At 72.6% G+C, this 23,575-nt stretch carries 20 protein-coding genes; 3 read left to right on the top strand and 17 right to left on the bottom strand.

The window, feature by feature from the left end:
• Positions 1–119: 119 nt before the first annotated feature.
• A complete protein-coding gene (locus tag ABZ990_RS07405; RefSeq protein WP_361226707.1) occupies positions 120–1,538 on the bottom strand; it encodes a PAS domain-containing protein in 1,419 nt (472 codons plus the stop codon).
• Positions 1,539–2,133: 595 nt separating this feature from the next.
• On the bottom strand, positions 2,134–2,760 hold the full coding sequence (pdxH, locus tag ABZ990_RS07400; protein ID WP_361227001.1) for a pyridoxamine 5'-phosphate oxidase: 627 nt from the start codon (positions 2,758–2,760) through the stop codon (positions 2,134–2,136).
• Positions 2,761–3,228: 468 nt separating this feature from the next.
• On the opposite strand from pdxH, the gene ABZ990_RS07395 reads away from it, so the two are divergent.
• Positions 3,229–4,338 (top strand): citrate synthase 2, encoded by a 1,110-nt coding sequence (locus ABZ990_RS07395; protein ID WP_361226704.1) that lies wholly within the window; start codon positions 3,229–3,231, stop codon positions 4,336–4,338.
• Positions 4,339–4,589: 251 nt separating this feature from the next.
• On the opposite strand, the gene ABZ990_RS07390 is transcribed toward ABZ990_RS07395, so the two are convergent.
• From ABZ990_RS07390 to ABZ990_RS07380, 3 genes are all read right to left on the bottom strand, one after another.
• Positions 4,590–5,111, bottom strand: a complete 522-nt coding sequence (locus tag ABZ990_RS07390; protein WP_361226999.1) for a helix-turn-helix domain-containing protein — start codon at positions 5,109–5,111, stop codon at positions 4,590–4,592.
• Between the two features lie 305 nt (positions 5,112–5,416).
• Positions 5,417–6,139: an enoyl-CoA hydratase family protein gene (locus ABZ990_RS07385; protein ID WP_361226701.1), complete on the bottom strand. Its 723-nt coding sequence runs from the start codon at positions 6,137–6,139 to the stop codon at positions 5,417–5,419.
• A 53-nt stretch (positions 6,140–6,192) separates the two neighbouring features.
• A complete protein-coding gene (locus ABZ990_RS07380) occupies positions 6,193–7,806 on the bottom strand; it encodes an AMP-binding protein (RefSeq protein WP_361226698.1) in 1,614 nt (537 codons plus the stop codon).
• Between the two features lie 84 nt (positions 7,807–7,890).
• Between ABZ990_RS07380 and ABZ990_RS07375 the strand changes: the two genes are divergently transcribed.
• Positions 7,891–8,079: a hypothetical protein gene (locus tag ABZ990_RS07375; RefSeq protein WP_361226695.1), complete on the top strand. Its 189-nt coding sequence runs from the start codon at positions 7,891–7,893 to the stop codon at positions 8,077–8,079.
• A gap of 26 nt (positions 8,080–8,105) precedes the next feature.
• Here ABZ990_RS07375 and ABZ990_RS07370 read toward each other — a convergent pair whose 3' ends face one another.
• From ABZ990_RS07370 to ABZ990_RS07345, 6 genes are all read right to left on the bottom strand, one after another.
• A complete protein-coding gene (locus ABZ990_RS07370) occupies positions 8,106–8,729 on the bottom strand; it encodes an SMI1/KNR4 family protein (protein ID WP_361226692.1) in 624 nt (207 codons plus the stop codon).
• Positions 8,730–8,874: 145 nt separating this feature from the next.
• Positions 8,875–9,303, bottom strand: a complete 429-nt coding sequence (locus ABZ990_RS07365) for an SsgA family sporulation/cell division regulator (protein WP_361226689.1) — start codon at positions 9,301–9,303, stop codon at positions 8,875–8,877.
• Positions 9,293–10,138, bottom strand: a complete 846-nt coding sequence (locus ABZ990_RS07360; RefSeq protein WP_361226686.1) for an alpha/beta hydrolase — start codon at positions 10,136–10,138, stop codon at positions 9,293–9,295. Before ABZ990_RS07360 ends, ABZ990_RS07365 begins: the two co-directional genes overlap by 11 nt.
• A 94-nt stretch (positions 10,139–10,232) precedes the next feature.
• Positions 10,233–11,096, bottom strand: a complete 864-nt coding sequence (locus ABZ990_RS07355; RefSeq protein WP_361226684.1) for a helix-turn-helix domain-containing protein — start codon at positions 11,094–11,096, stop codon at positions 10,233–10,235.
• A 171-nt stretch (positions 11,097–11,267) separates the two neighbouring features.
• The gene (locus ABZ990_RS07350) at positions 11,268–12,098 is read right to left on the bottom strand and encodes an alpha/beta hydrolase (RefSeq protein ID WP_361226681.1); all 831 of its coding nucleotides are present in this window, start codon (positions 12,096–12,098) and stop codon (positions 11,268–11,270) included.
• Positions 12,099–12,299: 201 nt separating this feature from the next.
• Entirely contained in the window at positions 12,300–13,619 is a 1,320-nt protein-coding gene (locus tag ABZ990_RS07345) for a helix-turn-helix domain-containing protein (protein WP_361226678.1), read from the bottom strand.
• Positions 13,620–14,105: 486 nt separating this feature from the next.
• Here ABZ990_RS07345 and ABZ990_RS07340 point away from each other — a divergent pair, with 486 nt between their 5' ends.
• Positions 14,106–14,609 (top strand): SsgA family sporulation/cell division regulator, encoded by a 504-nt coding sequence (locus tag ABZ990_RS07340; RefSeq protein WP_361226675.1) that lies wholly within the window; start codon positions 14,106–14,108, stop codon positions 14,607–14,609.
• Between the two features lie 49 nt (positions 14,610–14,658).
• Here ABZ990_RS07340 and ABZ990_RS07335 read toward each other — a convergent pair whose 3' ends face one another.
• The 6 genes from ABZ990_RS07335 to ABZ990_RS07310 form a co-directional block, all read right to left on the bottom strand.
• Positions 14,659–15,663: a helix-turn-helix domain-containing protein gene (locus ABZ990_RS07335; protein WP_361226672.1), complete on the bottom strand. Its 1,005-nt coding sequence runs from the start codon at positions 15,661–15,663 to the stop codon at positions 14,659–14,661.
• 319 nt (positions 15,664–15,982) lie between these two features.
• Positions 15,983–17,116 (bottom strand): acyl-CoA dehydrogenase, encoded by a 1,134-nt coding sequence (locus ABZ990_RS07330; RefSeq protein WP_361226670.1) that lies wholly within the window; start codon positions 17,114–17,116, stop codon positions 15,983–15,985.
• Entirely contained in the window at positions 17,113–19,047 is a 1,935-nt protein-coding gene (locus tag ABZ990_RS07325) for a biotin carboxylase N-terminal domain-containing protein (RefSeq protein WP_361226667.1), read from the bottom strand. Before ABZ990_RS07325 ends, ABZ990_RS07330 begins: the two co-directional genes overlap by 4 nt.
• A gap of 94 nt (positions 19,048–19,141) precedes the next feature.
• Positions 19,142–20,746 (bottom strand): carboxyl transferase domain-containing protein, encoded by a 1,605-nt coding sequence (locus ABZ990_RS07320; RefSeq protein WP_361226665.1) that lies wholly within the window; start codon positions 20,744–20,746, stop codon positions 19,142–19,144.
• On the bottom strand, positions 20,743–22,527 hold the full coding sequence (locus ABZ990_RS07315; protein WP_361226662.1) for an acyclic terpene utilization AtuA family protein: 1,785 nt from the start codon (positions 22,525–22,527) through the stop codon (positions 20,743–20,745). The genes ABZ990_RS07320 and ABZ990_RS07315 overlap by 4 nt, the downstream gene beginning before the upstream one ends.
• The gene (locus ABZ990_RS07310) at positions 22,524–23,390 is read right to left on the bottom strand and encodes a TIGR03084 family metal-binding protein (RefSeq protein WP_361226660.1); all 867 of its coding nucleotides are present in this window, start codon (positions 23,388–23,390) and stop codon (positions 22,524–22,526) included. The genes ABZ990_RS07315 and ABZ990_RS07310 overlap by 4 nt, the downstream gene beginning before the upstream one ends.
• Between the last annotated feature and the right edge of the window lie 185 nt (positions 23,391–23,575).

Genomic DNA, 23,575 nt, shown 5'->3' with positions numbered 1-23,575 from the left:
CCGAGGCGCCGGTCCTGGGGCAGTACCACCGCCGGGGTCGGCCTCGGCGGGCGAAAACTTCAGCCGTACGGGGGTCGTGGCGAGTATCCGCCACGACCCCCGCTCCCTTGCTCCCTTGTTCAGGTCTCGTCGGTCCGCGCAGCCGTCCCGGCCGCCAGCCGCGCCGCGACCTGGGCCGCCACCGTTTCGGCATATGCCGTGTCCTCACGGCAGAAGGCCGGCCGGAACGCCGCGCGCAGGAAAGTGAGGACGCCGAGCGTACGGCCGCCGGCCCGTAGCGGCAGGCACAGGGCGCGCACCGTGTCCGCCGGCCAGAGGTGGTCGGCGGCCCAGCGCGACGCGTCGGCGGTGGAGGCGCCGGGGGGACCGGGGGCAGGGGTTCCGGAGGCGGGTGTGCCTGATCTGCCGGGCGTGGCGGCGACGGGCGCCTCGGCGCGGGCCGGGGCCGGGTGGGCGAGCGCCAGGAGCGCGGGATGGGCGGCGGGGTAGCGGGTCGGGATGCCGCCGGAGGAGACAGTCGCGACGGGCCCGGGGGAGGCCGTGCCGGATTGACCGGCGAGGATCCGTACCAGCCGTCCGTCCGGGGTCGCGCGGTCGACCAGGACGTGGTCCGCGTAGCCCGTGAGCACCGTGTCGAGGAGCGCGGCGGCGGCCCGCTCCGGGTCCTCGCACTCGGCGGCGGCTGCGCACGCGCGGTGCAGCCGGGCGAAGCGCAGGGTCAGCCGGTCGGCGTCCCGGGCGGCCCGGCGGGCGTCGGTGACGTCCTGGAAGATCCAGCCCGCGCCCAGCGGTACGGGGTCGTCGGCCTCGGCGAACGGCGAGGCGAGCCGGACGAAGCCGCAGCGCCAGCAGCGGCGGCGTTCGCCGTGCGGGCCGCGCAGGGTCACCCAGACGTCGGCCGGTTCGGGCGCGCCGCCGGTGGCGAGGACGTGCAGGAGGGCGCTCTCCAGTTCGTCGACCCCCTGGCCGACGAGATCGCCGAGCGGGCGGCCGAGCAGGGTGGCGCGGGGCGCGCCGAACGCGCGCGCGGCGTGGCCGTTCAGCACGGCGGGCCGCAGATCCGGGTCGACGAGGACGACTCCCCAGGCGGCGTCCGCGAGCAGTGCCTCGCCGAGCGCGAGCGAGCGTTCCAGGTCGATCTGGACGTGTGTCTCGCCGAAGGCGCAGTACACCCCGGCCGGGCGCTCGTCGGCGCCGCGCACCCCGGTGGTCTGGGTGCGGACGAGGACCCGTCCGCCGTCCTTGCGCAGCAGGGCGAACTCGTGGACCTGCCGGCCGGGCGCCGACATCGCGCACATCAGCCGCGCCAGGATCTCCTCGGCGTCGGCGCTGCGGGCCGCCCATCCGTCGAAACCGCGCCGTCCGACGGCCTCCCGGGCGCTCCAGCCGAGGATGCGTTCGGCCTCGCGGTTCCAGTGGGTGATGGTGCCGGTGGCGTCCAGCGCGCAGAGCGCCGCGTCCATCCCGTCGAGCAGAGCGGCGAGAAGATCGACGCCCGGAACCTCCGGGACGCTCGCCGTGTCGGTCGTGTCGCGCATAGAGCCACTCATCAGGCCACCCCCTGTCTCATTCAACTCGAAACGTGACCCAGGACACAGCCCCTTCGGTGAAAGTTCGGCGTAAGGAGGCCACAAAAAATCCGCCGCCGGATCCACGGGGGAGGAAGGCCGCGAAAAACCGGTTGAGCCGGCCGGCGGGCGCTTCCTAGAGTGGGGCTACACGCGAAAGGAGGTGATCCGGAAAAATGATTTCTTTTCGGACTCGTGAGGTGACTGCGGGCTAAGGCCTGCCGTCGCACTCCTGTGCGGTTCGGCAGGCCATCTGCCGACACCACCGCAGTCACCCGACCCGTGGGCCGCCGGTCAGTCCGACCGGCTCCCGTCCGAACCTAGGCGGACGGGACCAAGGCCCACGGGTCGTTCGCGTTTTTGGGGCGGTCGCCCAAGGCCCGGCCGGCGGTCGCCCGGCCCGGTCAGAGCCGGGCCCGACCCGAGTCAGGCCCGACCCGAGTCAGGCCCGGTCCAAGTACAGGCCCGGTCGGGCGAGCGGCGGACCCGGCCAGGGCGAGACCCGGCCGGAGTCGGACCCCGTACGTCACGGGGCTACATCACGGGGCTACGTCACGGGGCTACGTCACGGGGACAGGCGCTCGACCCGCCAGGACCCGCCCTCAGCCACGTACCGCAACCGGTCGTGCAGCCGGTTCTCGTGCCCCTGCCAGAACTCCACCGTCTCCGGTACGACCCGGAAGCCGCCCCACTCCGGCGGCACCGGCACCTGCTCGTCCTCCGGGTAGCGGGCGGCCAGTTCCTCGTACCGCGCGAGCAGTTCGGCCCGCGAGCCGATCACCGTGGACTGGCGGCTGGCCCAGGCGCCGAGCTGGGAGCCGTGCGGGCGGGTGCGGAAGTACGCGACGGTCTCGTCCCGGCCGGTGCGCTCGGCGCGACCGCCGACGATCACCTGGCGGGCCAGCGGATGCCACGGGAAGAGCAGCGAGACATACGGATTGGCCGTCAGCTCGCGGCCCTTGCGGGAGCCGTAGTTGGTGAAGAAGACGAAGCCGGCCTCGTCGTAGTGCTTGAGCAGCACCGTACGGGAGGAGGGGCGGCCGTCGGCGTCGGCAGTGGAGACGATCATGGCGTTCGGCTCGTGGATCGCCGGATTGGCGGCGGTCTCCTTGAACCAGCGGGCGAACTGTCCGATCGGCCCGGGTGCGAGGTCCTCCGCGGTCAGCTCCCGGGTCCGGTACTGCTCGCGCATGTCGGCGGGATCGAGCGGGTCGAGGGAAGCGCGAGAGTCGCCGGAGCCGCGGGAATTCGGGGCATCGCGGGAATCGCGGGCAGGGCGGGGCGCGTCGGCGGGATCGAGGGCGTCGGTCACGTGCCCATCCTGCCGCAGCGCTTCATTCTGCCCAGTGGCACGCAGTGCCAATCCTTCTCCGCTGGATTGGCGCAGTGTGCCGGATGTCACGCTTCCCCGCATCGTCGGAACCGTACAGACTCGTCCCCTGAATCGCCCCGAATCACTGTCGCTCTCCCCCAAGCCGGGGTGAGTCGACGATCGAATGATTGATCATCGATCAAACGTTCTCGGCTGTCCGGCCGTCCGACGGTCCGTACCGTCCGCGCCGCAGCCCCGCCCCATCAGCCAGACCACCAGCCAGACCATCAGTCAGACCGTCAGTCAGCACCATCAGCCAGCACCATCGATCGACCGAGGAGCCGCCCCATGTCCGACTTCGTACCCGGACTCGAAGGAATCGTCGCGTTCGAGACCGAGATCGCCGAACCCGACAAGGAGGGCGGCGCGCTCCGCTACCGCGGAGTCGACATCGAGGACCTGGTCGGCCATGTCTCCTTCGGCAACGTCTGGGGCCTGCTCGTCGACGGTGCCTTCAACCCCGGCCTGCCGGCCGCCGAACCGTTCCCGATCCCGGTGCACTCCGGCGACATCCGCGTCGACGTCCAGTCCGCGCTCGCCATGCTCGCGCCCGTCTGGGGCCTGAGGCCGCTCCTGGACATCTCCGCCGAGCAGGCCCGCGACGACCTCGCCCGGGCCGCCGTCATGGCGCTGTCGTACGTCGCCCAGTCGGCGCGCGGCCAGGGCCTGCCGATGGTGCCGCAGAGCGAGATCGACAAGGCGGGCTCGATCGTCGAGCGGTTCATGATCCGCTGGCGCGGCGAGCCGGACCCGAAGCACGTCAAGGCCGTCGACGCCTACTGGACCTCGGCCGCCGAACACGGCATGAACGCCTCCACCTTCACCGCCCGCGTCATCGCCTCCACCGGCGCGGACGTGGCCGCCGCCCTGTCCGGCGCGGTCGGCGCGATGTCCGGCCCGCTGCACGGCGGCGCGCCGTCCCGCGTCCTCGGCATGATCGAGGAGATCGAGCGCACCGGCGACGCGACCGCGTACGTGAAGCAGACCCTCGACAAGGGCGAGCGGCTGATGGGCTTCGGCCACCGCGTCTACCGCGCCGAGGACCCGCGCGCCCGCGTCCTGCGCCGCACGGCCAAGGAGCTCGGCGCGCCGCGCTTCGAGGTGGCGGAGGCGCTGGAGAAGGCGGCCCTGGAGGAGTTGCACAACCGCCGCCCGGACCGGGTGCTCGCGACGAACGTGGAGTTCTGGGCCGCGATCATGCTCGACTTCGCCGAGGTCCCGGCGCACATGTTCACCTCGATGTTCACGTGCGCCCGTACCGCCGGCTGGTCGGCGCACATCCTGGAGCAGAAGCGCACCGGTCGGCTGGTCCGCCCGTCCGCGCGCTACATCGGCCCGGGCCAGCGCGACCCGCGCGAGATCGAGGGCTTCGCCGACATCGCCGACTCGGTTCGCTGAGCGGAGGGGCTGCCAGGGCGGGGCTGCCCGTAGGGGTCCGGCGGTAGGGAAGTGCCCGTAGGGGCCTGTGCGTACGGCCTACGCGTGCGAGGAACCGCCGGTAGGAGTGCGCCCGTACGGGATTGCCCGTACCGGCCAGGCCGTACGGGTCAGCCGCTACGGGTGGCAGGTGCGGGGCGTCCGTCGGGGGCGCCCCGCAACGTCGTCCCTCGGCCGGCGGGGGCCTGTCGCTCCCCCGGCCCCGTCGCCCCTCAGCCCAGGGCCTCGTCCAGAAGCCGGGCCCATTGCGCGACGACCCGCTCGCGGCGGGCCCGGTCGTCGGTGAGGAGGGTGGCGAGGCCCAGGCCCCGGGCCATGTCGAGAAGGCCCTGGACGGACTCGCGGACGCCGGGGCGGGACTCGTCGGCGCCGAGCAGTTCGACGGCTATCCGGTGTGACTCGCGGCCCACCCGGGCCTCCAGTTCGGCGACCCGGGGCCGCAGCTGCTCCTCGTCGGAGGCGGCGACCCACAGATGGAGCGCGGCGCGGAAGAGCGGGCCGGTGTAGAGGTCGACGAGGCCCGCGACGACCGTGGGCCGGTCCTGGGTGGGCAGGGTGCGCAGGGCCTCGGAGCGCTCCTCTGCGACGTACTCGACGGCGGCCGTGAACAGGTCCTCGCGGGTGGGGAAGTGGTGCTGCGCGGCACCACGCGAGACCCCGGCGCGTTCGGCGACGACGGCGACGGTGGAACCCGCCCAGCCGTACTCGGCGAGACAGGCGACCGCCGCTTCCAGGAGCCGCTGGCGGGTGGCCCGGCTGCGGTCCTGCTTGGGCCCGGCACCGCGGCCGGCGTGTCCCGGGCCCGGGGTTCCGGTGGAGCCCTTACGGCCCGTAGGGCTCGCGGAGTCCTGAGGTCCCGTAGGGGCCGTGGAACCCGTACGGGCCGCAGATCCCCTAGGGGCCGTGGAACCCTCAGGGGTCGCAGATCCCGTAGGGCCCGCAGATCCCGTAAGGCCCGTAGGGGCCGTAGATCCCGTAAGGCCCGGGGAACCCGTACGGGTCGCAGGGGTTCCCGGCTGTCCGGTGGAGCCGCCGCCACTCACAGTCGCCACGCGGGGTCCCGTCGCTCGAGGAAGGCCGTCATCCCTTCTCTCGCCTCGGTGGAGGCGAAGAGCGTGGCGGACAACTGGACCAGTTCCTCCGCGTCGCGCTCGAAGGTTTCCAGGACTCTAGCCGTGACCAGTCGCTTCGTCGCGCGCAGCCCCTGTGGTGAGGCCCGCCGCAGCCCGTCGAGGACCGGTTCGAGGTCGGCGAGCGGTCCGGTCACCAGGCCCATCGCCCGCGCCTCGGCCGTACCGAAGCGCTCGCCGGTCAGGAAGTAGCGAGCCGCGGCCCGGGGTTCGAGCTTCGGCAGCAGGGTGAGGGCGATGACGGCGGGGGCGACCCCGATCCGTACCTCCGTCAGCGCGAAGTCGGCGCCGTCCGAGGCCAGTACGACATCGCAGGCGCCGAGCAGTCCGAGGCCGCCGGCCCGGGCGTGCCCGTCGACCACGGCGACCACGGGTTTGGGGAGTTCGACTATCTGTCGCAGCAGATCGACGAAGGCGTACGGGCTGGGCGGCGCCTTCAGGTCGGCGCCCGCGCTGAAGGTGGTGCCGGTGTGGGCGAGGACCACCGCGCGGACGGCCGGGTCCTTGCCGCAGGCGGCGAGGGAGTCGGAGAGTTCGGTGACGAGTGCCGCGGACAGCGCGTTGCGAGCGGCTGGGGAGTCGAGCGTGAGAGTGGTGATCCCGCGCTCGGACGCCGTGCGGACGAAGCTCATGCGTGGTCCCCCTGCTCGCTCGTCACTCTTGCTTCCTGTGGTTCATACCATTCCTACCGTGCGCGCAGCTCCCTGCGGAGGATCTTTCCCGACACCGCCCGGGGCACGGTGTCGATGAACTCCACCTGCCGGACCTTCTTGTACGGGGCGGCCCGCGCCGCGACGAACGCCGCGACCTCCTCCGCGCTCAACTCCGCCGCGTGCGGCTGGCGTACGACGAACGCCTTGGGGATCTCGGTGCCGTCCGTGCCGTCGACCCCGATGACGGCGGCGTCCGCGATGCCCTCGTGGGTGAGGAGCAGGGCCTCCAGTTCGGCGGGCGGGACCTGGTAACCCTTGTACTTGATGAGCTCCTTGACGCGGTCGACGACGTACAGCCAGCCGTCCTCGTCGACCCGCCCGATGTCGCCGGTGCGCAGCCAGCCGTCCGCGCCGATCATCTCCGCCGTGGCCTCGGGCCGCCCCAGATAGCCCTTCATGACCTGCGGGCCCCGGATCGCGATCTCGCCCTCCGCGCCGGGCGGCGCGTCCTTCGTGGGGTCGTCGAGGGAGACGATCCGCATCTCGGTCGACGGCAGCAGCTTGCCGACCGTGCCGGGCGGCGGGGCGACGGCGGCGAGCGGCACCAGGTGGGTGGCCGGGGAGAGTTCCGTCATCCCGTACGCCTGGCGGATCGGCGGCAGACCGAGCCGCGCGGAGCACGCCTCGGCGAGCGCCGCGTCGAGCGGGGCGGCGGAACAGACGATGTACTCCAGGGACGACAGGTCGTGGTCGGCGACCGCCGGGTGTTTGGCGAGGGCGAGCACGATGGGCGGCGCCACGTACAGGGCGGTGATGCGGTGCCGTTCGATGGCGGCGAGAAAGCCGTCGAACTCGAAGCGCGGCTGGACGACGACGGTGGCGCCGAGCCGCAGCGGGGCGTTCATCAGGGCCGTCAGGCCGTACGCGTGGAAGAAGGGCAGGATCGCGAGGATCCGGGTGCCGGGGCCCATCGGCACGAGCGGTTCGAGCTGGGCCAGGTTGGTGGCGATGGACGCGTGGGTGAGCATCACGCCCTTGGGGACGCCGGTGGTGCCGGAGGAGTACGGGAGCGCCGCCAGGTCCGTGGCCGGGTCGACGGCGACGTCCGGGACGGGCTCCGCCGTCCCCAGGAACTCCTGCAACGACCGCACGCCGGGCCCGCTCCCGGCCTCGTTCCCGGCCTCGTTCCCCTCGGGCGCGCGGTCGCAGACGAAGATCTCCGCGATACCGCCCGCGAGCCGGGCCGCCTCCCGCGCTGTCGCGAGCAGCGGTGACACGGTCACGATCCAGCGCGCCGCCGAGTCCCGTAACTGCTTGGCGAACTCCTCGGCGGTGGCGAGCGGATGCACCGTGGTCACGGCGGCCCCGGCCCGGGTCGCCGCGTAGAACGCCACGGGGAACAGCACGCTGTTGGGGCTGTGCAGGGCGACCACGTCCCCCTTGCCCACCCCGGCCCCGGCGAGCCCGGCCGCCACCTGCCGGTGCAGAGCGTCGAGTTGGGCATAGCTGAGACTCAAAGCCCCGTCCCCGCCGCTGCCGTCGACCAGCGCCGGCGTCTCCCCGAACTCGGCGGCGCGCCCGAGGACGACGTCGTGGATGGGGAGGGAGAGAACCGGGACATCCGCGTACTCGCTGCGAAACACCATGCGTGGCCCTTCGAATGGGACGGTGACGGTGGTGGCGAAGGAGGGATCGGGTTCGAGATCGAGATCGGGTGCTGCGGCGGCTCGGTGAGACCTTGGCACCGGCGCCAGAAACAAGCAAGCACGCATGCATGGTTTGCTGACGGACACCTGTTCCCGTGCCGCCCGACCGGGCCGGAGACCGACCGGGGCCTCCTCACCTCCGTCAACACCCCGAAGGTCTACGGCCTCTACGAGCGCGACCTCGGCACCCTCGCCGACCTGCGCTTCGAGTAGGCCGGCGCCGCGCCTTCCGGGCGAGTTCACCAGGTGAGCAACCCCATCGACCCCCGAGCGAGCCAGTCCGTGAACGACACAGGCCGACCGTTCAGGTTCAGAGGAAGGATCTTGTCGCAGGTGGCCCGGGCGTCGAACCACAGCGAGCCCCGGTGGGGACCGGTGACGACAAGCAGGGTCGAGAAGCCGCAGCCGTTCTCCTGGAGGACGACAGCACCGGACGTCTTGCGCTCCTGGAGCACTCCGAATTCGCTGTCCCACTGATCCCAGGCTGCTTGGTAGGCGTCGCGGTCAGGAAAGTCCCGCTCCTTCGGTTCCCGCGCGTCCAGCTCGTCCTCGTAGGCACGGTAGGAGTCCGGATGCGGGAAGTCGGTGGTGAGCAAGTCGTAATTGGTGAGCGAATCCCCGCTCCAGCCCCAGCCTGCCGCGGACCGGCACAGCCGGTTCACCGCACCGCCGGCGCTCTGCCGGAGCACATACTCTCGGTACTGGTCAGGGAACGTGACGCCCAGTTCCGCCTCCGCTTCGGAGATCTCCGCTTCGGACAACGGAGGTGGGACGGGAGTTCCGTGCGCGAGTGATTGGCTGCACTCACCAAGGCGCCGCCCGTGAACAACGCGTCGCCATTCCGCCACCCAATCGGTCGTCATGCAGGTGAGTGTAAAGGCGGGCGATCCGACAGAATTCCTCAGCATCAGGGAGGTTTCCCTCCCCGGTAATTGCTTCCTTGGGGAGGAAAACGCCGGACGGGGAGGGAACACCGGGACGGGGCCCGGGTGGCCCCCGCCACCCTGGTCAGCGGCCGCGGACCAGGCGGGTCAGTTCCGCGTCCCAGTCGACGGCCGCGCGTTCGGACTCTCGGCCGCGGGGGACGAGGGCGAAGCTGCGCCCCCGGAGCCAGGACCGCACCGGCTTGGCCGGGACCTCGACCATCGCGGTGCCGTCCTCGCCCTGGAGCATGATCCGCAGCCGGCGCAGGCCGTGGGTGGGGCACGGCGGCCAGATCCGTACGTCCCCGACGCCCGCCGCCGTGTGCAGGCCCTCCCACAGCAGGTCGCGGGAGAACTCCCAGGCCCCGACGGCCGCGTCGAAGCCGGGGAACTCCATCACGACGGAGTACGGCGCCTCGGGGAGGTAGAGGAAGCGCACCGGGAGTTCGATGAACTTCCCCTCATCCAGGAGCAGTCGGCCCTCCAGGACGGGGGTCGCGCAGTCAGCGGGCATGGCGGGCTCCGGTCCCGATCCCGGTTCCGATCCCGGCCCCGGTCCCGCTCTCGGCCCTGGCTCCGTCCCCCGTCGCCACGCGGGCGGCGTCGTGGATGAACTCGGCCACCGCCGTCGGCTGGGAGACGGCCACGGCGTGGCAGGCTTCGGGCAGGTCGAGCACGGTGGCGTCGGCGCGGTCGGCCGTGAAGCGCTGCAGCTGCGGCGGCAGCGCCTGGTCCGCGCCGGTCACCAGGGCCCAGGCGGGCTTGTGACGCCAGGCCGCCACGGTCGGCACATCGCTGAACACCCTTGTCGCCATCGGGCGTTGGACCGCCGCGAGAGCGCGGGCGACTTCCGGGTCGAGGTCGGCGGCGACCAGCTCGCGGAACGCGTCGGCGGGCACGGTGAGTTCCGCCTCCGGCAGGGCCGTCGAGTCGACTGCCGCATCGGCGGCCGGACCGGACGCCAAAGCCGTCTCGCTCCTCCCGAGCGGCGTGCGCCGCAGGCACGCGAGGATCGGCGCGGGGGCGAAACGGCTCGCGAGCGCCTGGTAACTCTCGCCCTCTGCCGGGAGGTACGCGGAGACATAGACCAGCGCGACGACGCCGGGGGCGGCTCCCGCCTGGGTGATCACCGCGCCCCCATAGGCGTGGCCGACCAGGACGACGGGGCCGTCGATGCCCGCGACGACGGAGGACACGTAAGCGGCGTCGTGGGCGAGGCCGCGCAGCGGGTTCGCGGCGGCGAGGACGGTCAGCCCGCGCCGGTGGAGTTCGGCGATGACACCGAACCAGGTGGTGGCGTCGGAGCAGCCGTCGTGGACGATCACGATCGTGGGCCAGGTGGAGGGCATGGTGGTCTTTCGGGCGGTGCGGAGGAAGAGCACGAAGGAGGAGAGGGGAGGAGGGCGCGGGGAGGAGGGCGCGGGGAAGGGGAAGGGCGCGGGGTCAGGAGGCCGGGCGGTCCGGGGTGCCGTCGGCCCTCGTGGCGTACATCTGCCACTCCCTGGGCGACAGCCCGTACGCCGCCCTGAACGCCCGGCTGAAGTGCGACGGACTCACGAAGCCCCAGCGCTGCGCGATGGCGGCGACGCTGGTCCGCCAGCGGGGCAGGCGTTCCAGCTCCCGACGGCAGGCGTCGAGGCGTCGTTGCCGTACCCACTGCCCCACCGTCGTCCCGTCCTGCTGGAAGAGCCGGTGCAGATAGCGCACCGAGATGTGCTGCGAGCGGGCGATCGCGTCGGGCGAGAGATCCGGGTCGGCGAGGTTCTCGTCGATGTGGGCGTGGACGCGCGCCAGGATCCCGGCCGCGGCGGTCGGCGCCTCCGGCTGTTCCTTTTCGAGGAGTTCGGCCACCAGGACGGCCACGATGTCGCACACACTGCGCGCGAGATGGCGGCACGGCGGAGAGAGATGGTTCCGGCTCTGGGACGCGAGAGTCTTGAGGAACTGGGAGGCCAGCGAACCGACTCCCTCGCTTCCCCGCGCCAACAGCCCGCCCGTGCGCCGGATTTCGCGGACCCGTACCCCCAAGTAGAAGCAGGGGACCCGGAATCGGAGCATCCGCGCCTCGGCGTCCTGGAGCAGACCCGCCGGGTTCGGGGTCGTACCGATCAGCAGGTCGCCGGGGGCGAGGGCGGTGCTGACGCCGTCGCGCCGGAGGGAGGCCGCGCCCTGCACGTGGAGGGTGACGTACAGGCAGTCTTCGGGGTCGGTGCCGGGCGGCGGGGAGAGGACGTCGATGCAGCCGTTGCCGACGTCGTGAGTGGCGACGGCGGCCCGGTCCTGCTGGGGGAAGTCGATTTCGGGCATGGGTGAGGCACCCGACGGGATCATGGGAGGCTCCGATCGGTTCTGAGCGCGCGAGGGGGTACGGGGGTCGCCAAAGAACGGCTCGTCGCTCGACGACAGGGGAAGGGGAGACGAAGGGGGAGATCGCCGTGACGGCGGCAGATCAGAGGCGGATCTTGTAGCAGAGGAAGGTCAGGAGAGGAACTTCTCCACGACGGCGTTGAACTCCGCCGGGTTCTCCAGGAACGGGAAGTGTGAGCTCGCGACGCTCGACGGGAAGACATGGAGCCGGGCGCCGGGGATCCGCTCGGCGATGAACCGCTGCGAGGCGGGGTCCACATGGCTGCCCTCGCAGCCGAGCACCAGCGTCGGTACGTCGATCCGGCCGAGCAGGTCGCGCCAGTCCTGGGCGCAGTGGTCGAAGAGCAGCGGCACACCCGCGTACGCCGGGGTGGCGCGGATCTCCTCGGTCACGAACGCCAGCAGCTCCGGGTCGGTGTCCCCGCTGAACATCGAGCGGACGAAGTCCTCGCGGGCCTGCTCGCCGTCCGGGCCGGCCAGCGCGGCCCCCAGTTCCAGGAGCCCCGCCACGTCGAAGATGGCCCCGCTCGCCCGCTGTTCGTCCGGCGTCGTCCACGGCACCGCCGCCACCGCCGCCGGCTGGTCGACGCAGACGAGACGGCGGATGCGCCCGGTGCCGTACTGGTCGGCGAAGCTCCACCAGACCGAGGCGCCCATCGACCAGCCCAGCGCGTCGAAGGTGCCGAGGCCGAGGTGGTCGACCAGTTCGAGGACGTCACGGGACAGGCGCGCGATGCGGTAGCCGTGCCGGGGCTTGGCGGAGCGGCCGTGGCCGCGGAAGTCGACCGTCACGACGCGCCGGCCCGGTGCCAGCCCCTCGATCTGGTGACGGAACATCTCCTGCGTCTGGCCCCAGCCGTGGAGCAGGACCAGCGGGACTCCGTCGCCCCCGCTGTCCCGGTAGGCCAGGGCCACACCGTCGTTGGTGATCAGTTCGCGCATGGTGCTCGTCGTCGTCCGTTCCTTGTCGAAGCCGGGTGGCGGCTCGTAAGAATTCTTGCCGCGGACCCGCCCCGTTGACCACCGACCACCGTAGGAATTGCCCACCGAAGCTTCCTCGCTCTGTAGCAACGGAGGTCGGGACGGAGGTGGGTGGACGGGTGGACGGGTGCGCGGCGGCTCGGGGCTCGGCCGCTCGGCCGCTCAGGCCCGATCGGCTTCCCTGGGCGCCTGGATCAGGTCCCACAGCCGCAGCCCCATGTGCAGGGAGAGCCGGTGCGCGCCGTTGTCCAGGTCCATGCCCGTGATCTCGTGGATCTGCCGCAACCGGTAGTACAGCGAGGTGCGGTGGACCCCCAGGGCCTCCGCGGTCTTGGGTACGGAACCGGCGTTCTCCAGGAAGCAGCGCAGGGTCTCCTCCAGCCGGGAGCCGGAACCGCCGCCGTTACCACCGCCGTTGCCGCTTCCGCCGCCATTGCCGTTGCCACTGCCATTGCCACCGCCGCCCTCGTCCAGCAGCCTCCGCAGCTGCCGGGGTACGAGGGAATCGCCGAGCGCGCTGTCGGGCAGTTGGAGGAACACCGTGTACTCCCCCAGCCGTTCCCAGTCCGCGACACCCCCGAGCCGGGGCAGCCGGCGGGCGGCCCGCACCGCCACCCGGGCCTGATCGTCGGAGACCCACGCGTCCAGCAGTTCCGTCCGCCGTCCACCCACGCCCACGACGGCCGTCGACTCCGCGTCCAGGAAGGTCTCCAGGGAGCGCAGGACGGCACGGGACTGGACCTCCAGTTCCTCCTCCGACGGCTCCCGCCGGAAGACCTGCACCAGTACCGCCCGGTCCTGTTCGATCCCGACCAGACCGCGGGCCGTACGGGTCTGCCGGTACGGTTCCAGCGCGCCGCGCAACGCCACCGCGCCCCGCCCGGAGGGCCCCCGCCGCCCGGCGACGACCACCCGGGTCACCACGACGTGCGGGCCCGCCGGGAGCAGCCCGTCGTCCAGTACACGCTGGTGCGCCTCGCAGCGCAGCGCCGCGTCCGAGCCGACCAGCCGGTGCACGAGGTCGCGGGTGCGTTCCTCGTCGGCGTCCGAGGCCAGGTGCTCGGCGTACATCTCGGTGGCCACGGCACGGGCGGTCCCACCGATGGCCTCGATCTCGGCTTCCGTGAGGGGGGCGCCGGTCGCCACGACCATGAGGATGCCCAGTACGTGGCCGCGCTCGCGGATGGGAACGCAGTAGCGCGGCAGCAGCCCGAGATCGTCGCGCCCCGGCAGGATGCCGGGGGCGGTCCACTCGGCGACGCCCTGCGACAGCACGTAGCGGATGGTCTCGTCGTCGGCGATCCCCTGGAGCAGGGTGCGGACGCGCACCCCGTCCTCGTCGCCGAAGTGCCGGCTGGAACAGATGAGCCGTACCAGCGGGTCGTCGAGGACGACGGAACGCCCCAGGTCCTCGGCGAGACCGTCCACCAGCGACTGGAGCACCTCGCCTCCCGAGCGGGCGCGCTGTATCCACCTCTTCATCTTCGAATGCCTCCTTCCGGCATTCATACAAGACGCGGAATGGAGCACGACCCCTTTCTACAAACCGTGAAATCGGGCCTCCGGGCGGTGGAGGACCGCTGCCGTGCGCGGGTCCGGGATCCCTGGAGGGAGGTCGACGGATCCGGCTCCCGGACTCTCAACTCCCTTGTAAATAAAGGGAATTGAGAGCCAGCGGCGATACGGGGCCGAGCGGGCCGCCGGCCGGGGTGCGAGCGACTCCACGGCGCCCGCAGGGTGCGGCGGGGCCCGTCACCCCACCCCCTCAATAGTTGAACGATGCACGGAATGGCGCATCTCCGTGCACCGACGGAACATCGGTGCCGCCCCCGCTCGCCCTAACCTGACCGTCCCCGGCAGCCCCCCGGGCCCCGCGCCACACCCCACGCATCACACCGCACGCGTCACACCCCACGTACGGGACGGCCGCCCGGCCACCCCACCCGTTCGACCGTCCCTGGAGACCCCATGTCCGCCCCTCACCCACCGCCCGGCCCCCAGCCCTGCCCCGAGGCCGGCGGCACCGAGATCCCCGGCACCGGGAACCGCAGCACCGGGAACCGCAGCACCGAGATCCGCCTCGACGCCCGGCTCGTCCTCGGCGAGCACGACTCCGCCGACGTCCCCGTGCGCCTCGGCTACAGCGGCGACGACCCCTTCTCCGTCACGCTCACCTTCCTGGGGGACGCGGCCGGCGCCGGCGTCTGGCGGTTCTCCCGCGACCTCCTGTGGGACGGACTGCACCGGCCCAGCGGCCTCGGCGACGTACGCGTCTGGCCGCCCTGCCCCTGCCAGGGCCGTACCTCGCTGCGGGTCATGCTCCGGGGGCGCGAGCGGACCGTACTGATCGATCTGCCGGTCCGGGAGGTACGCCGCTGGCTCCGCCGGGAGAGCTTCGCGCTGGTCCGCCCCGGCACGGAAGGCGACGTGATCGACTGGGACGGTGCCCTGCGGGGGCTGGCCGCCGACTGACGCGTAGACCCCGCCCCCGGCCACACACATCACCCATCCCCGCTCGCCGTCACGCCGCCCGCGCGCCGCCCTCCGTCTGCCAGTCGCGCGGCGTCACCCCGTACGCCGCCCGGAAAGCGCGGCTGAAGTGGCTGGAGTTGGCGAACCCCCAGCGCCGGCCGATCCCCGACACCCCGACCTCCTCCGCCAGCGGCCGCAGCAGATCCCTGCTGCACCGCTCCAGTCGCTGCGCCCGGATCCAGCCGCCGACCGAGACGCCCTCGTTCTGGAACAGCTTGTGCAGATAGCGGACCGACATGTGGTTCGCCTCCGCGATCACGGCCGGGGTCAGGTCCGGGTCGCGGAGATTGCGCAGGATGTGGTCCTTGACCCGCTCGAGGGTGGCCTCGGTGTGCTGCCCGCGCGGCCGGGCGTTCCCGGTGCGGTCGTCGACGAGCATGGCCAGCAGATCGAGCGCCGTGGCCGCGGCCCGGCGGCCCACCGTGTCGCTCAGGCTGGGCGCCTGGCGCGCCATCCCCGCGAGATACGACATCACCAGCGCGGCGCTGCCCCCCGTCGTACAGAACGCCGTCGCGGTCAGGGCCCGCAGATCGCTCTCCCGTACGTCCAGCTCCGCGCGCGGGAAGTGGAAGGACGTGAACGCGAACTCCTCGGTGATCGCCTTCCGGAAGGCCCGGGAGGAGTCGCTGAGGGAGAACTGGCCGGGCCGGACGACCGTCTCCCGCCCGTCCTGTTCCTTGAAGGCGGTGCCGTGTTCCTGGACGCTGAGGATGAGCGTGGAGCGGTCGTCGGCGGCGATCAGGCGTCTGCTCCGGGTCACCACCTGCGGGCCCGCCTGGACCCGCGAGATCCGCACCGGGCCGAGCTGGTGGCTGACGATCGTCCCGGCCGCCGGCTCGTCCTCCAGGAGCTCCACCGTCATCGGTACGAAGGTGTGGGACACGGCCTCGTGCCAGCTCTCCGCCCGGTCGGAGGCGGACAGCTCCACCGTGGAGAGCGATTTCGCCGAGGGTGCGACGGCGGAGGGCACGACGGAGGAAAGCGCGACGGTCACGGGGTCCTGTCCTCCCGGTTCGAGGGGTCGTCGGGCCCGGACCGGCGCCGGTTCGCTGGTGTCCTGACGCACAGGGGTCCTGACGTGCCGGTGCCCTGACACGCCGGTACGCCGGTGGCGGGGGACGTCAGCATAGTGATCCGGTCCGGCGCACCGGACCGGCACCGATCGCCTACGGCACCGGCCCCTCGGCCCTTATGGGGCGCCCCCGATACGCCCACAGGGGCGCCCGAACGAACACCCGCGCCCCTCTCAGGGGCACCTCAGGGTCGTCTCAGACCCCCTCAGGACTCCCGCCGGAACCGTCAACCCGTACCTCTCAGTACGATTTCGGCAGCCCCAGCGTCTGGTGGGAGACGAAGTTCAGGATCATCTCGCGGCTCACCGGCGCGATCCGCGCGACTCGCGCCGCCGTGATCAGCCGGGCGAGACCGAACTCGCGGGTGAGGCCGTTGCCGCCCAAAGTGTGCACGGATTGATCGACGGCCTTCACGCACGCCTCGGCGGCGGCGTACTTCGCCATGTTCGCGGCCTCGCCCGCGCCGAGGTCGTCGCCCGCGTCGTAGAGGGCGGCGGCCTTGCGCATCATCAGGCGGGCGAGTTCGAGTTCGATGTGGGACTGGGCGAGCGGGTGGGCGATGGCCTGGTGGGCGCCGATGGGGGTCTTCCAGACCTGCCGGTCCTTCGCGTATTCCACCGCCCGCGCGAGGGCGTACCGCCCCATGCCGATGGCGAAGGCGGCCGTCATGATGCGCTCGGGGTTGAGGCCCGCGAAGAGTTGGAGGAGTCCGGCGTCCTCGTCGCCGACGAGCGCGTCGGCGGGCAGCCGGACCTCGTCGAGCGTCAGCTCGAACTGCTTCTCGTGGGCGTCGAGTTCCATGTCGATGGCGCGCCGGCCGAAGCCCGGGGTGTCGCGCGGGACGATGAAGAGACACGCCTTGAGCTTGCCGGTGCGGGCGTCGGACGTACGGCCGACGATCAGGGTCGCGTCGGCGATGTCGACCCCGGAGACGAAGACCTTGCGGCCACTGAGCACCCAGCCGTCCGCCGTCCGCGTGGCGGTGGTGGTGATGCGGTGGGAGTTGGAGCCGGCGTCGGGTTCGGTGATGCCGAAGGCCATGGTGCGGCTGCCGTCGGCGAGGCCGGGCAGCCAGGCGGCCTTCTGCGCGTCCGTGCCGAAGCGGGCGAGGACGGTGCCGCAGATCGCGGGCGAGACGACCATCATCAGGAGCGGTGCGCCGGCCGCGCCCGCCTCCTCCAGGACGATGGAGAGCTCGGCCATGCCGCCGCCCCCGCCACCGTACTCCTCGGGCAGGTTGACGCCGAGGTAGCCGAGCTTGCCGGCCTCGGCCCACAGGCCGGCGCGGTCGAAGCCGGGTCCGTGGCGACGGCCGAGGGCGGCGACGGCGGCACGCAGGGCGGTGTGTTCGGCCGGTTCGATGAGGGTGCTCATGCGGACGGTTCCTCCTGTGCATCGGTCGAGGTCGAGACGACGGCGAGCAGGGTGCCGACCTCGACCTGGCGGCCGGGGGCGGCGTGGAGCGCGGTGAGCGTGCCGGAGGCGGGCGCGATGACCCGGTGTTCCATCTTCATGGCCTCCAGCCACAGCAGCGGCTGCCCGGCCTCGACCCGTGCGCCGACGGCCAGGCCCTCGGTGACACGGACGACGGTGCCGGGCATAGGAGCCAGCAGGGAGCCGGGCTCCCGCTGGTCGTCGGGATCGGGGAAACGGGGTACAGGGGTGAGCCGGTACGGTCCGGCGTACGCGACCTCCCGCCCGCCCTCGCCCTCTCCGTACCGCGCGATGTCGAAGTGTCGTACCAGACCGCCCACTTCGAGACTGACCCGGTCGGCGGCGACCGCCACCACCCGGACGCCGGGCGGGCTGGTCACCTGATGGCGGCCGTCGCGGGTCGGGCGGTACGCCACCTCGTACGCACCCTCCGCCCCGGCACCCACCCCGACATACGTCCGGCACTCGTCCTGCGAGCGCACATTGCGCCAACCACCCCCGAAGCTAGAGGGGTTGTGGACGGCATCGGCGAGTGCGGCGGCGACCGCCGCGTACTCCTCGCCCGAGGGCGGGACGGTCAGCGCGTCCAGGTGCTCGGCGTAGAACCCGGTGCCGAGACGGGCCGGTTCGGTGAAGCCGGGGTGGCGGAGGGAGGCCACGAGCAGGTCGCGGTTGGTCGACGGGCCGTGCAGACGGGCGCGTTCGAGGGCGCGGGCGAGCAGCCGGGTGGCGGCGGCGCGGGTCGGGGCGTGGGCGACGACCTTGGCGAGCATGGCGTCGTAGTGGACGCCGACGGTGTCGCCGGAGGCGTAGCCGGTGTCGATGCGCAGGCCGGGCCCGCCGGGCACCTCGAAGGTGTGCAGCGGACCGGTCTGCGGGGCCCAGCGGGCGGCCGGGTCCTCGGCGTACAGCCGGGCCTCGACGGCGTGGCCGGACGGCCGAGGCGGCTCGGGCGGCAACGTCTCACCCTCGGCGACGGCGATCTGGAGCGCGACCAAGTCGACTCCGAACACCGCCTCGGTGACGGGGTGTTCGACCTGGAGACGGGTGTTCATCTCCAGGAAGTGCGCACGGCCGTCCGCCACCAGGAACTCGACCGTACCCGCACCCGTGTAGCCGACGGACTTCGCCGCCGACGCCGACCGCTCGTACAGCGACTCTACGAGCCCGGGCGGCAGACCGGGCGCCGGGGCTTCCTCGATCACCTTCTGGTGGCGGCGCTGGAGCGAGCAGTCACGGGTGCCGAGGGTCCAGACGGTGCCGTGGGTGTCGGCGAGGAGCTGCACCTCGACGTGGCGGCCGTTCTCCACGTACGGCTCGACGAACACCTCGCCGTCCCCGAACGCGCTCAGCGCCTCCGCCGAGGCCGCCGCCAACTCCCCTGCCAGATCGTCCAGATGACGGACGACCCGCATGCCCCGGCCACCGCCGCCCGCCGCCGCCTTCACCAGGACGGGCAGGTCGGCCTCGGTGACGGCGCCGGCGGGGAGCGGCGGCACGCCGAGGAGTTCCTTGGCGCGGGTCTTCGACGCCATGGCCTCGATCGCGGCCGGCGGCGGGCCGATCCACACCAGTCCGGCGTCGGTGACGGCCCGCGCGAAGCCGGCGTTCTCGGACAGGAAGCCGTAGCCGGGGTGGACGGCGTCGGCCCCGGCCGCGAGCGCGGCCTTCACGATCAGGTCGCCGCGCAGATAGGTGTCCGCGGGGGTGGCGCCGGGCAGCCGTACCGCCGTGTCCGCCTCCCGTACGTGCAGGGCGTCGGCGTCCGCGTCGGAGAACACGGCGACGGTCGCGATGCCCAGGTCACGGCAGGTGCGGAAGATCCGGCAGGCGATCTCGCCCCGGTTCGCCACGAGAAGAGTCGACAACATGGCGCAATGCCTCACCTTCGGGTCACAGGTCGCAGGTCACGGTCACGGGTCGTGTGCGGGATGCGGGTCGCGGGTCACACGCGGGGCGCTCGGGTCACATACGGAAGACGCCGAAGCCGCCGCGCGCGCCCTCGACCGGTGCCGTGTGGATCGCGGACAGGCAGAGCCCGAGGACGGTGCGGGTGTCCCGGGGGTCGACGACCCCGTCGTCGTACAGCCGCCCGGACAGGAACATCGGCAGCGACTCGCTCTCGATCTGCGCCTCGACCATCGCGCGCAGTCCGGCGTCCGCCTCGTCGTCGTACGGCAGGCCCTTCGCCGCCGCGCTCGCCCGCGCCACGATCGACAGCACCCCGGCAAGCTGCTGCGGGCCCATGACGGCGGACTTGGCGCTCGGCCAGGCGAAGAGGAAGCGCGGATCGTAGGCCCGGCCGCACATGCCGTAGTGACCGGCCCCGTACGAGGCGCCCATGAGAACGGACAGATGCGGGACGCGCGAGTTCGCCACCGCGTTGATCATCATCGCGCCGTGCTTGATGATGCCGCCCTGCTCGTACTCCTTGCCGACCATGTAGCCGGTGGTGTTGTGCAGGAAGACGAGCGGGATGTCGCGCTGGTTGGCGAGCTGGATGAACTGCGCGGCCTTCTGCGACTCCGCCGAGAAGAGCACGCCCTGCGCGTTGGCGAGGACGCCGACCGGATAGCCGTGCAGTCGCGCCCAGCCGGTCACCAGGCTCGTCCCGTACAGCGGCTTGAACTCGTCGAAGTCCGAGCCGTCGACGATCCGCGCGATCACCTCGCGCGGGTCGAAGGGGGTCTTGAGGTCGCCGGGCACGATGCCGAGGAGTTCGTCCGGGTCGTACTTCGGCGGCTGGACGGCGCCGGTGTCCGGATCGGCGTGCGCCTTGCGGTGGTTGAGGCGGGCGACGATCCGGCGGGCCTGGCGCAGCGCGTCGCGCTCGTCGGCGGCGTAGTGGTCGGCGAGACCGGAGACGCGGGCGTGCATCTCGGCGCCGCCGAGCGATTCGTCGTCGCTCTCCTCGCCCGTCGCCATCTTCACGAGCGGCGGTCCGCCGAGGAAGACCTTCGACCGCTCCTTGATCATCACGGTGTGGTCGGACATGCCGGGGATGTACGCGCCGCCGGCGGTCGAGTTGCCGAACACGACGGCCACGGTGGGGATTCCGGCGGCGGACAGCCGGGTCAGGTCGCGGAACAGCGCCCCACCGGGGATGAAGATCTCCTTCTGGGAGGGCAGATCCGCGCCGCCGGACTCGACCAGCGAGATCACGGGCAGCCGGTTGGCGTACGCGATCTCGTTGGCGCGCAGCGCCTTCTTCAGCGTCCAGGGGTTGGAGGCGCCGCCGCGCACGGTCGGGTCGTTGGCGGTGATCAGGCACTCGACCCCCTCGACCACCCCGAGACCGGTGACCAGGGATGCCCCTACGGGATAGTCGCTGCCCCAGGCGGCGAGCGGGGAGAGCTCCAGGAAGGGGGTGTCGGGGTCGACGAGGAGCTCGATCCGCTCACGGGCGAGCAGCTTGCCCCGCTTCCGGTGCCGGTCCACGTACTTCTCGCCGCCGCCCGCGAGCGCCTTGGCGTGCTCGGCGTCGAGCGCGGCGATCTTGTCGAGCATGGCCGCGCGGTTGCCCGCGTACTCCGGTCCGGCGGTGTCGAGGGCGGAGGCGAGGACGGTCACAGCAGTTCCTCCGGGATGTCGAGATGGCGGGAGCGCAGCCATTCGCCGAGGGCCTTGGCCTGCGGGTCGAAGCGGGCCTGGGAGGCGACGCCCTCGCCGAGGAGGCCGGTCACGGTGAAGTTGACCGCCCGCAGATTCGGCAACACATGGCGCTGTACGGGGAGTTCGGCCGTCTCCGGCAGTAGGGCGCGGAAGCGGTCGACGGTGAGGGTGTGGACGAGCCAGCGCCAGGCCGGGTCGGTGCGGACCCAGACGCCGACGTTCGCGTCGCCGCCCTTGTCGCCGCTGCGCGCCCCGGCGATCCGGCCGAGCGGTACGCGACGGACCGGCCCGGCGCCTTCTGGCAGCGGCTCGGGCGGGGGCTCGGGCAAGGGTTCAGGCAGCGGCGGTTCCGGTACGGGCTCCAGGGGCCGGGTGCGTGCCGGTACGGGGACGGGGACGCGGGTTCCGTCGGGCAGCACGGCCGTGTGCGCGACCTCGTCCGCCGGGACGTATGCGGTCTCGAAGACCCCGTAGGGGGCGCCCCTCCCGGGTGGTGCGGTGACATGGAAACCCGGATAGCTCGCGAGCGCCAGTTCGATGGCGGCGCCGGTGACCGCGCGGCCGACGGCCTCCTGGTCCGGGTCGCGGACGACGAGGCGGAGCAACGCGCTCGCGGTCTCCTCGGTCGGCGCGTCCGGGCGGTCGGTGCGCGCCAGTTCCCACGTCACCTGGCGGGGCCGGGACGTGCCGAGCGCGTCCTCGACCTGGGCGCGGACCAGAGCCGCCTTCGCCTCGATGTCGAGGCCGGTGAGCACGAAGACGACCTCGTTGCGGAAGCCGCCGAGGCGGCACAGGCCCGCCTTGAGCGTGGGCGGCGGCGCCTCGCCCCGTACGCCGTCGATCCGTACCCGGTCCGGCCCCTCCCGGGTGAGCCGCACCGTATCGAGACGGGCGGTCGCGTCGGGGCCGGCGTAGCGGGCACCCGCCGTCTCGTACAGCAACTGGGCGGTGACGGTGCCGGTGTCGACGAAGCCCCCGGTGCCGGGGTGCTTGGTGATCACGGCGGTGCCGTCGGCGTGGAGTTCGGCGAGAGGGAAGCCGGGACGGCGGAACACGGCCGGGTCGCCGAAGCCCTCACCTAACCGCTCACCTAACCGCTCGCCTGACTGCCCGCCTGGCTGCCCGCCCAACCGCTCGGTGAAGAAGGCGTAGTTGCCGCCGGTGGCCTGGGTGCCGCACTCCAGGACGTGCCCGGCGACGACCGCGCCCGCCATCTTGTCGTGCCAGTCCGGGTCCTCCGGCCGCCAGCCGAAGAACCACTGCGCGGGCCCGGTGACGAGCGCCGCGTCGGTGACGCGTCCGGTGACGACGACATCGGCGCCGGCGGCGAGCGCGGCCGCGATCCCGCCGCCGCCGAGGTAGGCGTTCGCCGCCAACACCCCGGGGCGGGACGGGAGTCGGTCGCCTTCGACATGGGCGATCCGGGCGGGGACGCCGAGCCGGGCGGCGAGGGCGCGGAGGGAGTCGGCGAGCCCGGCCGGGTTGAGCCCGCCGGCGTTGGCGACGATCTTCACCCCGCGCTCGTGGGCGAGCCCCAGACCTTCCTCCATCTGCCGCAGGAAGGTCTTGGCGTATCCGGCCGAGGGGTCCTTGAGGAGGTCACGGCCGAGGATCAGCATGGTCAGTTCGGCGAGGTAGTCGCCGGTGAGGACATCGAGCGGGCCGCCCGTCAGCATCTCGCGGACGGCGTCGAAGCGGTCGCCGTAGAAGCCGGAGGCGTTGCCGATCCGCAGGATCACGCGCCCTCCCCCGCGTCCTCCCCCACGCCCTTCCCTGCACCCTTCCCCGCGCCTGTCCCCGCGCCACCGTTCTGGGCCGCCCCGCCGGGTGCGCGGCCCGGCCCCGCCGGTCCCGCGAACGCCTGCGCGATGTCCAGCCACCGGTCGGCGTCGGCACCGTGGGCGACGAGCGCGGTGTCGGCACGGTGGACGCGCTGGGCGACCAGCAGGCAGAAGTCGAGGGCCGGGCCGGTGACGGTCTGGGGTGCGCCCTCGGGGCCGTACACCCACATCTCCCCTTCCGGAGAGGTGAGTTCGAGGCGGAAGGGTTCGGCGGGCGGGGTGAGGCCGCGTACGTGGTACGCGTAGTCGCGGGAGCGCAGCCCGATCCACGCCACATGTCCGAGCCGGGCCGTCGGCACCCGGACGACCCCGAGGGCGTCGGCGATGTCCTGCCCGTGCGCCCAGGTCTCCATGAGGCGCGCGGTCGCGAGCGAGACGGCGCTCATGGCGGGCCCGTACCAGGGGAACCGGGTGCCGGACGGGGACTCGGCGAGGACCCGGTGGAGCTTCTCGCGGCCCGCGCGCCAGCGGGCGAGCAGTTCGGCGTGCGGCAGCGCCGCACCCTCCTCGGCACCGTCGTCCACGAACCGGTCGGGCGCGTCGAGAGCCTTCGCCACCTCTCCGGCGAACGCGTCCGGGTCGGTCGCCGCGAGCAGCGCGGCGTTGTCCGTCCAGGCGAGATGGGCGATCTGGTGCGCGATGGTCCAGCGTGGCGCGGGCGTGGGCGACGCCCACTCGCGCTCGCTCAACTCCCGCACAAGCGAGTCGACTTCCTCACTCTCGGCACGCAAGTCGTCGAGCACGGCGGCAGGGTCGGACACGGAGCGCTCCCCTCGGGTCGGGGCGGGGACGGGCGGGTCACGGACGTGCGTGAGGAGCATGGCAGCCGCCATAGAAACAATCAAGCGTGCTTGCTTTGAGTGTTCGGGCGCACGGAAGCACGACGGCGCGAGCCCGGCGCCCCACCGCGTCATCCACGCCGGGCCCCGCGCCGGACTCCGCGCCG

The sequence above is a fragment of the Streptomyces sp. NPDC046203 genome, from assembly GCF_040646255.1.
Taxonomy (GTDB): Bacteria; Actinomycetota; Actinomycetes; order Streptomycetales; family Streptomycetaceae; genus Streptomyces.
Note: the sequence above shows the minus strand (reverse complement) of the source record. Positions and strands in the feature narration are given on the sequence as shown.

Bases quoted from the DNA above. Each gene is read 5' to 3' on its own strand.
- ABZ990_RS07330 (WP_361226670.1), bottom strand. From the start codon at position 17,116: ATGAGCACCCTCATCGAACCGGCCGAACACACCGCCCTGCGTGCCGCC.
- ABZ990_RS07340 (WP_361226675.1), top strand. From the start codon at position 14,106: ATGTCCGCCCCTCACCCACCGCCCGGCCCCCAGCCCTGCCCCGAGGCC.
- ABZ990_RS07370 (WP_361226692.1), bottom strand. From the start codon at position 8,729: ATGACGACCGATTGGGTGGCGGAATGGCGACGCGTTGTTCACGGGCGG.
- ABZ990_RS07380 (WP_361226698.1), bottom strand. From the start codon at position 7,806: ATGGTGTTTCGCAGCGAGTACGCGGATGTCCCGGTTCTCTCCCTCCCC.
- ABZ990_RS07350 (WP_361226681.1), bottom strand. From the start codon at position 12,098: ATGCGCGAACTGATCACCAACGACGGTGTGGCCCTGGCCTACCGGGAC.
- ABZ990_RS07365 (WP_361226689.1), bottom strand. From the start codon at position 9,303: ATGCCCGCTGACTGCGCGACCCCCGTCCTGGAGGGCCGACTGCTCCTG.
- pdxH (WP_361227001.1), bottom strand. From the start codon at position 2,760: ATGCGCGAGCAGTACCGGACCCGGGAGCTGACCGCGGAGGACCTCGCA.
- ABZ990_RS07345 (WP_361226678.1), bottom strand. From the start codon at position 13,619: ATGAAGAGGTGGATACAGCGCGCCCGCTCGGGAGGCGAGGTGCTCCAG.
- ABZ990_RS07360 (WP_361226686.1), bottom strand. From the start codon at position 10,138: ATGCCCTCCACCTGGCCCACGATCGTGATCGTCCACGACGGCTGCTCC.
- ABZ990_RS07405 (WP_361226707.1), bottom strand. From the start codon at position 1,538: ATGCGCGACACGACCGACACGGCGAGCGTCCCGGAGGTTCCGGGCGTC.
- ABZ990_RS07385 (WP_361226701.1), bottom strand. From the start codon at position 6,139: ATGAGCTTCGTCCGCACGGCGTCCGAGCGCGGGATCACCACTCTCACG.
- ABZ990_RS07325 (WP_361226667.1), bottom strand. From the start codon at position 19,047: ATGTTGTCGACTCTTCTCGTGGCGAACCGGGGCGAGATCGCCTGCCGG.
- ABZ990_RS07395 (WP_361226704.1), top strand. From the start codon at position 3,229: ATGTCCGACTTCGTACCCGGACTCGAAGGAATCGTCGCGTTCGAGACC.
- ABZ990_RS07355 (WP_361226684.1), bottom strand. From the start codon at position 11,096: ATGCCCGAAATCGACTTCCCCCAGCAGGACCGGGCCGCCGTCGCCACT.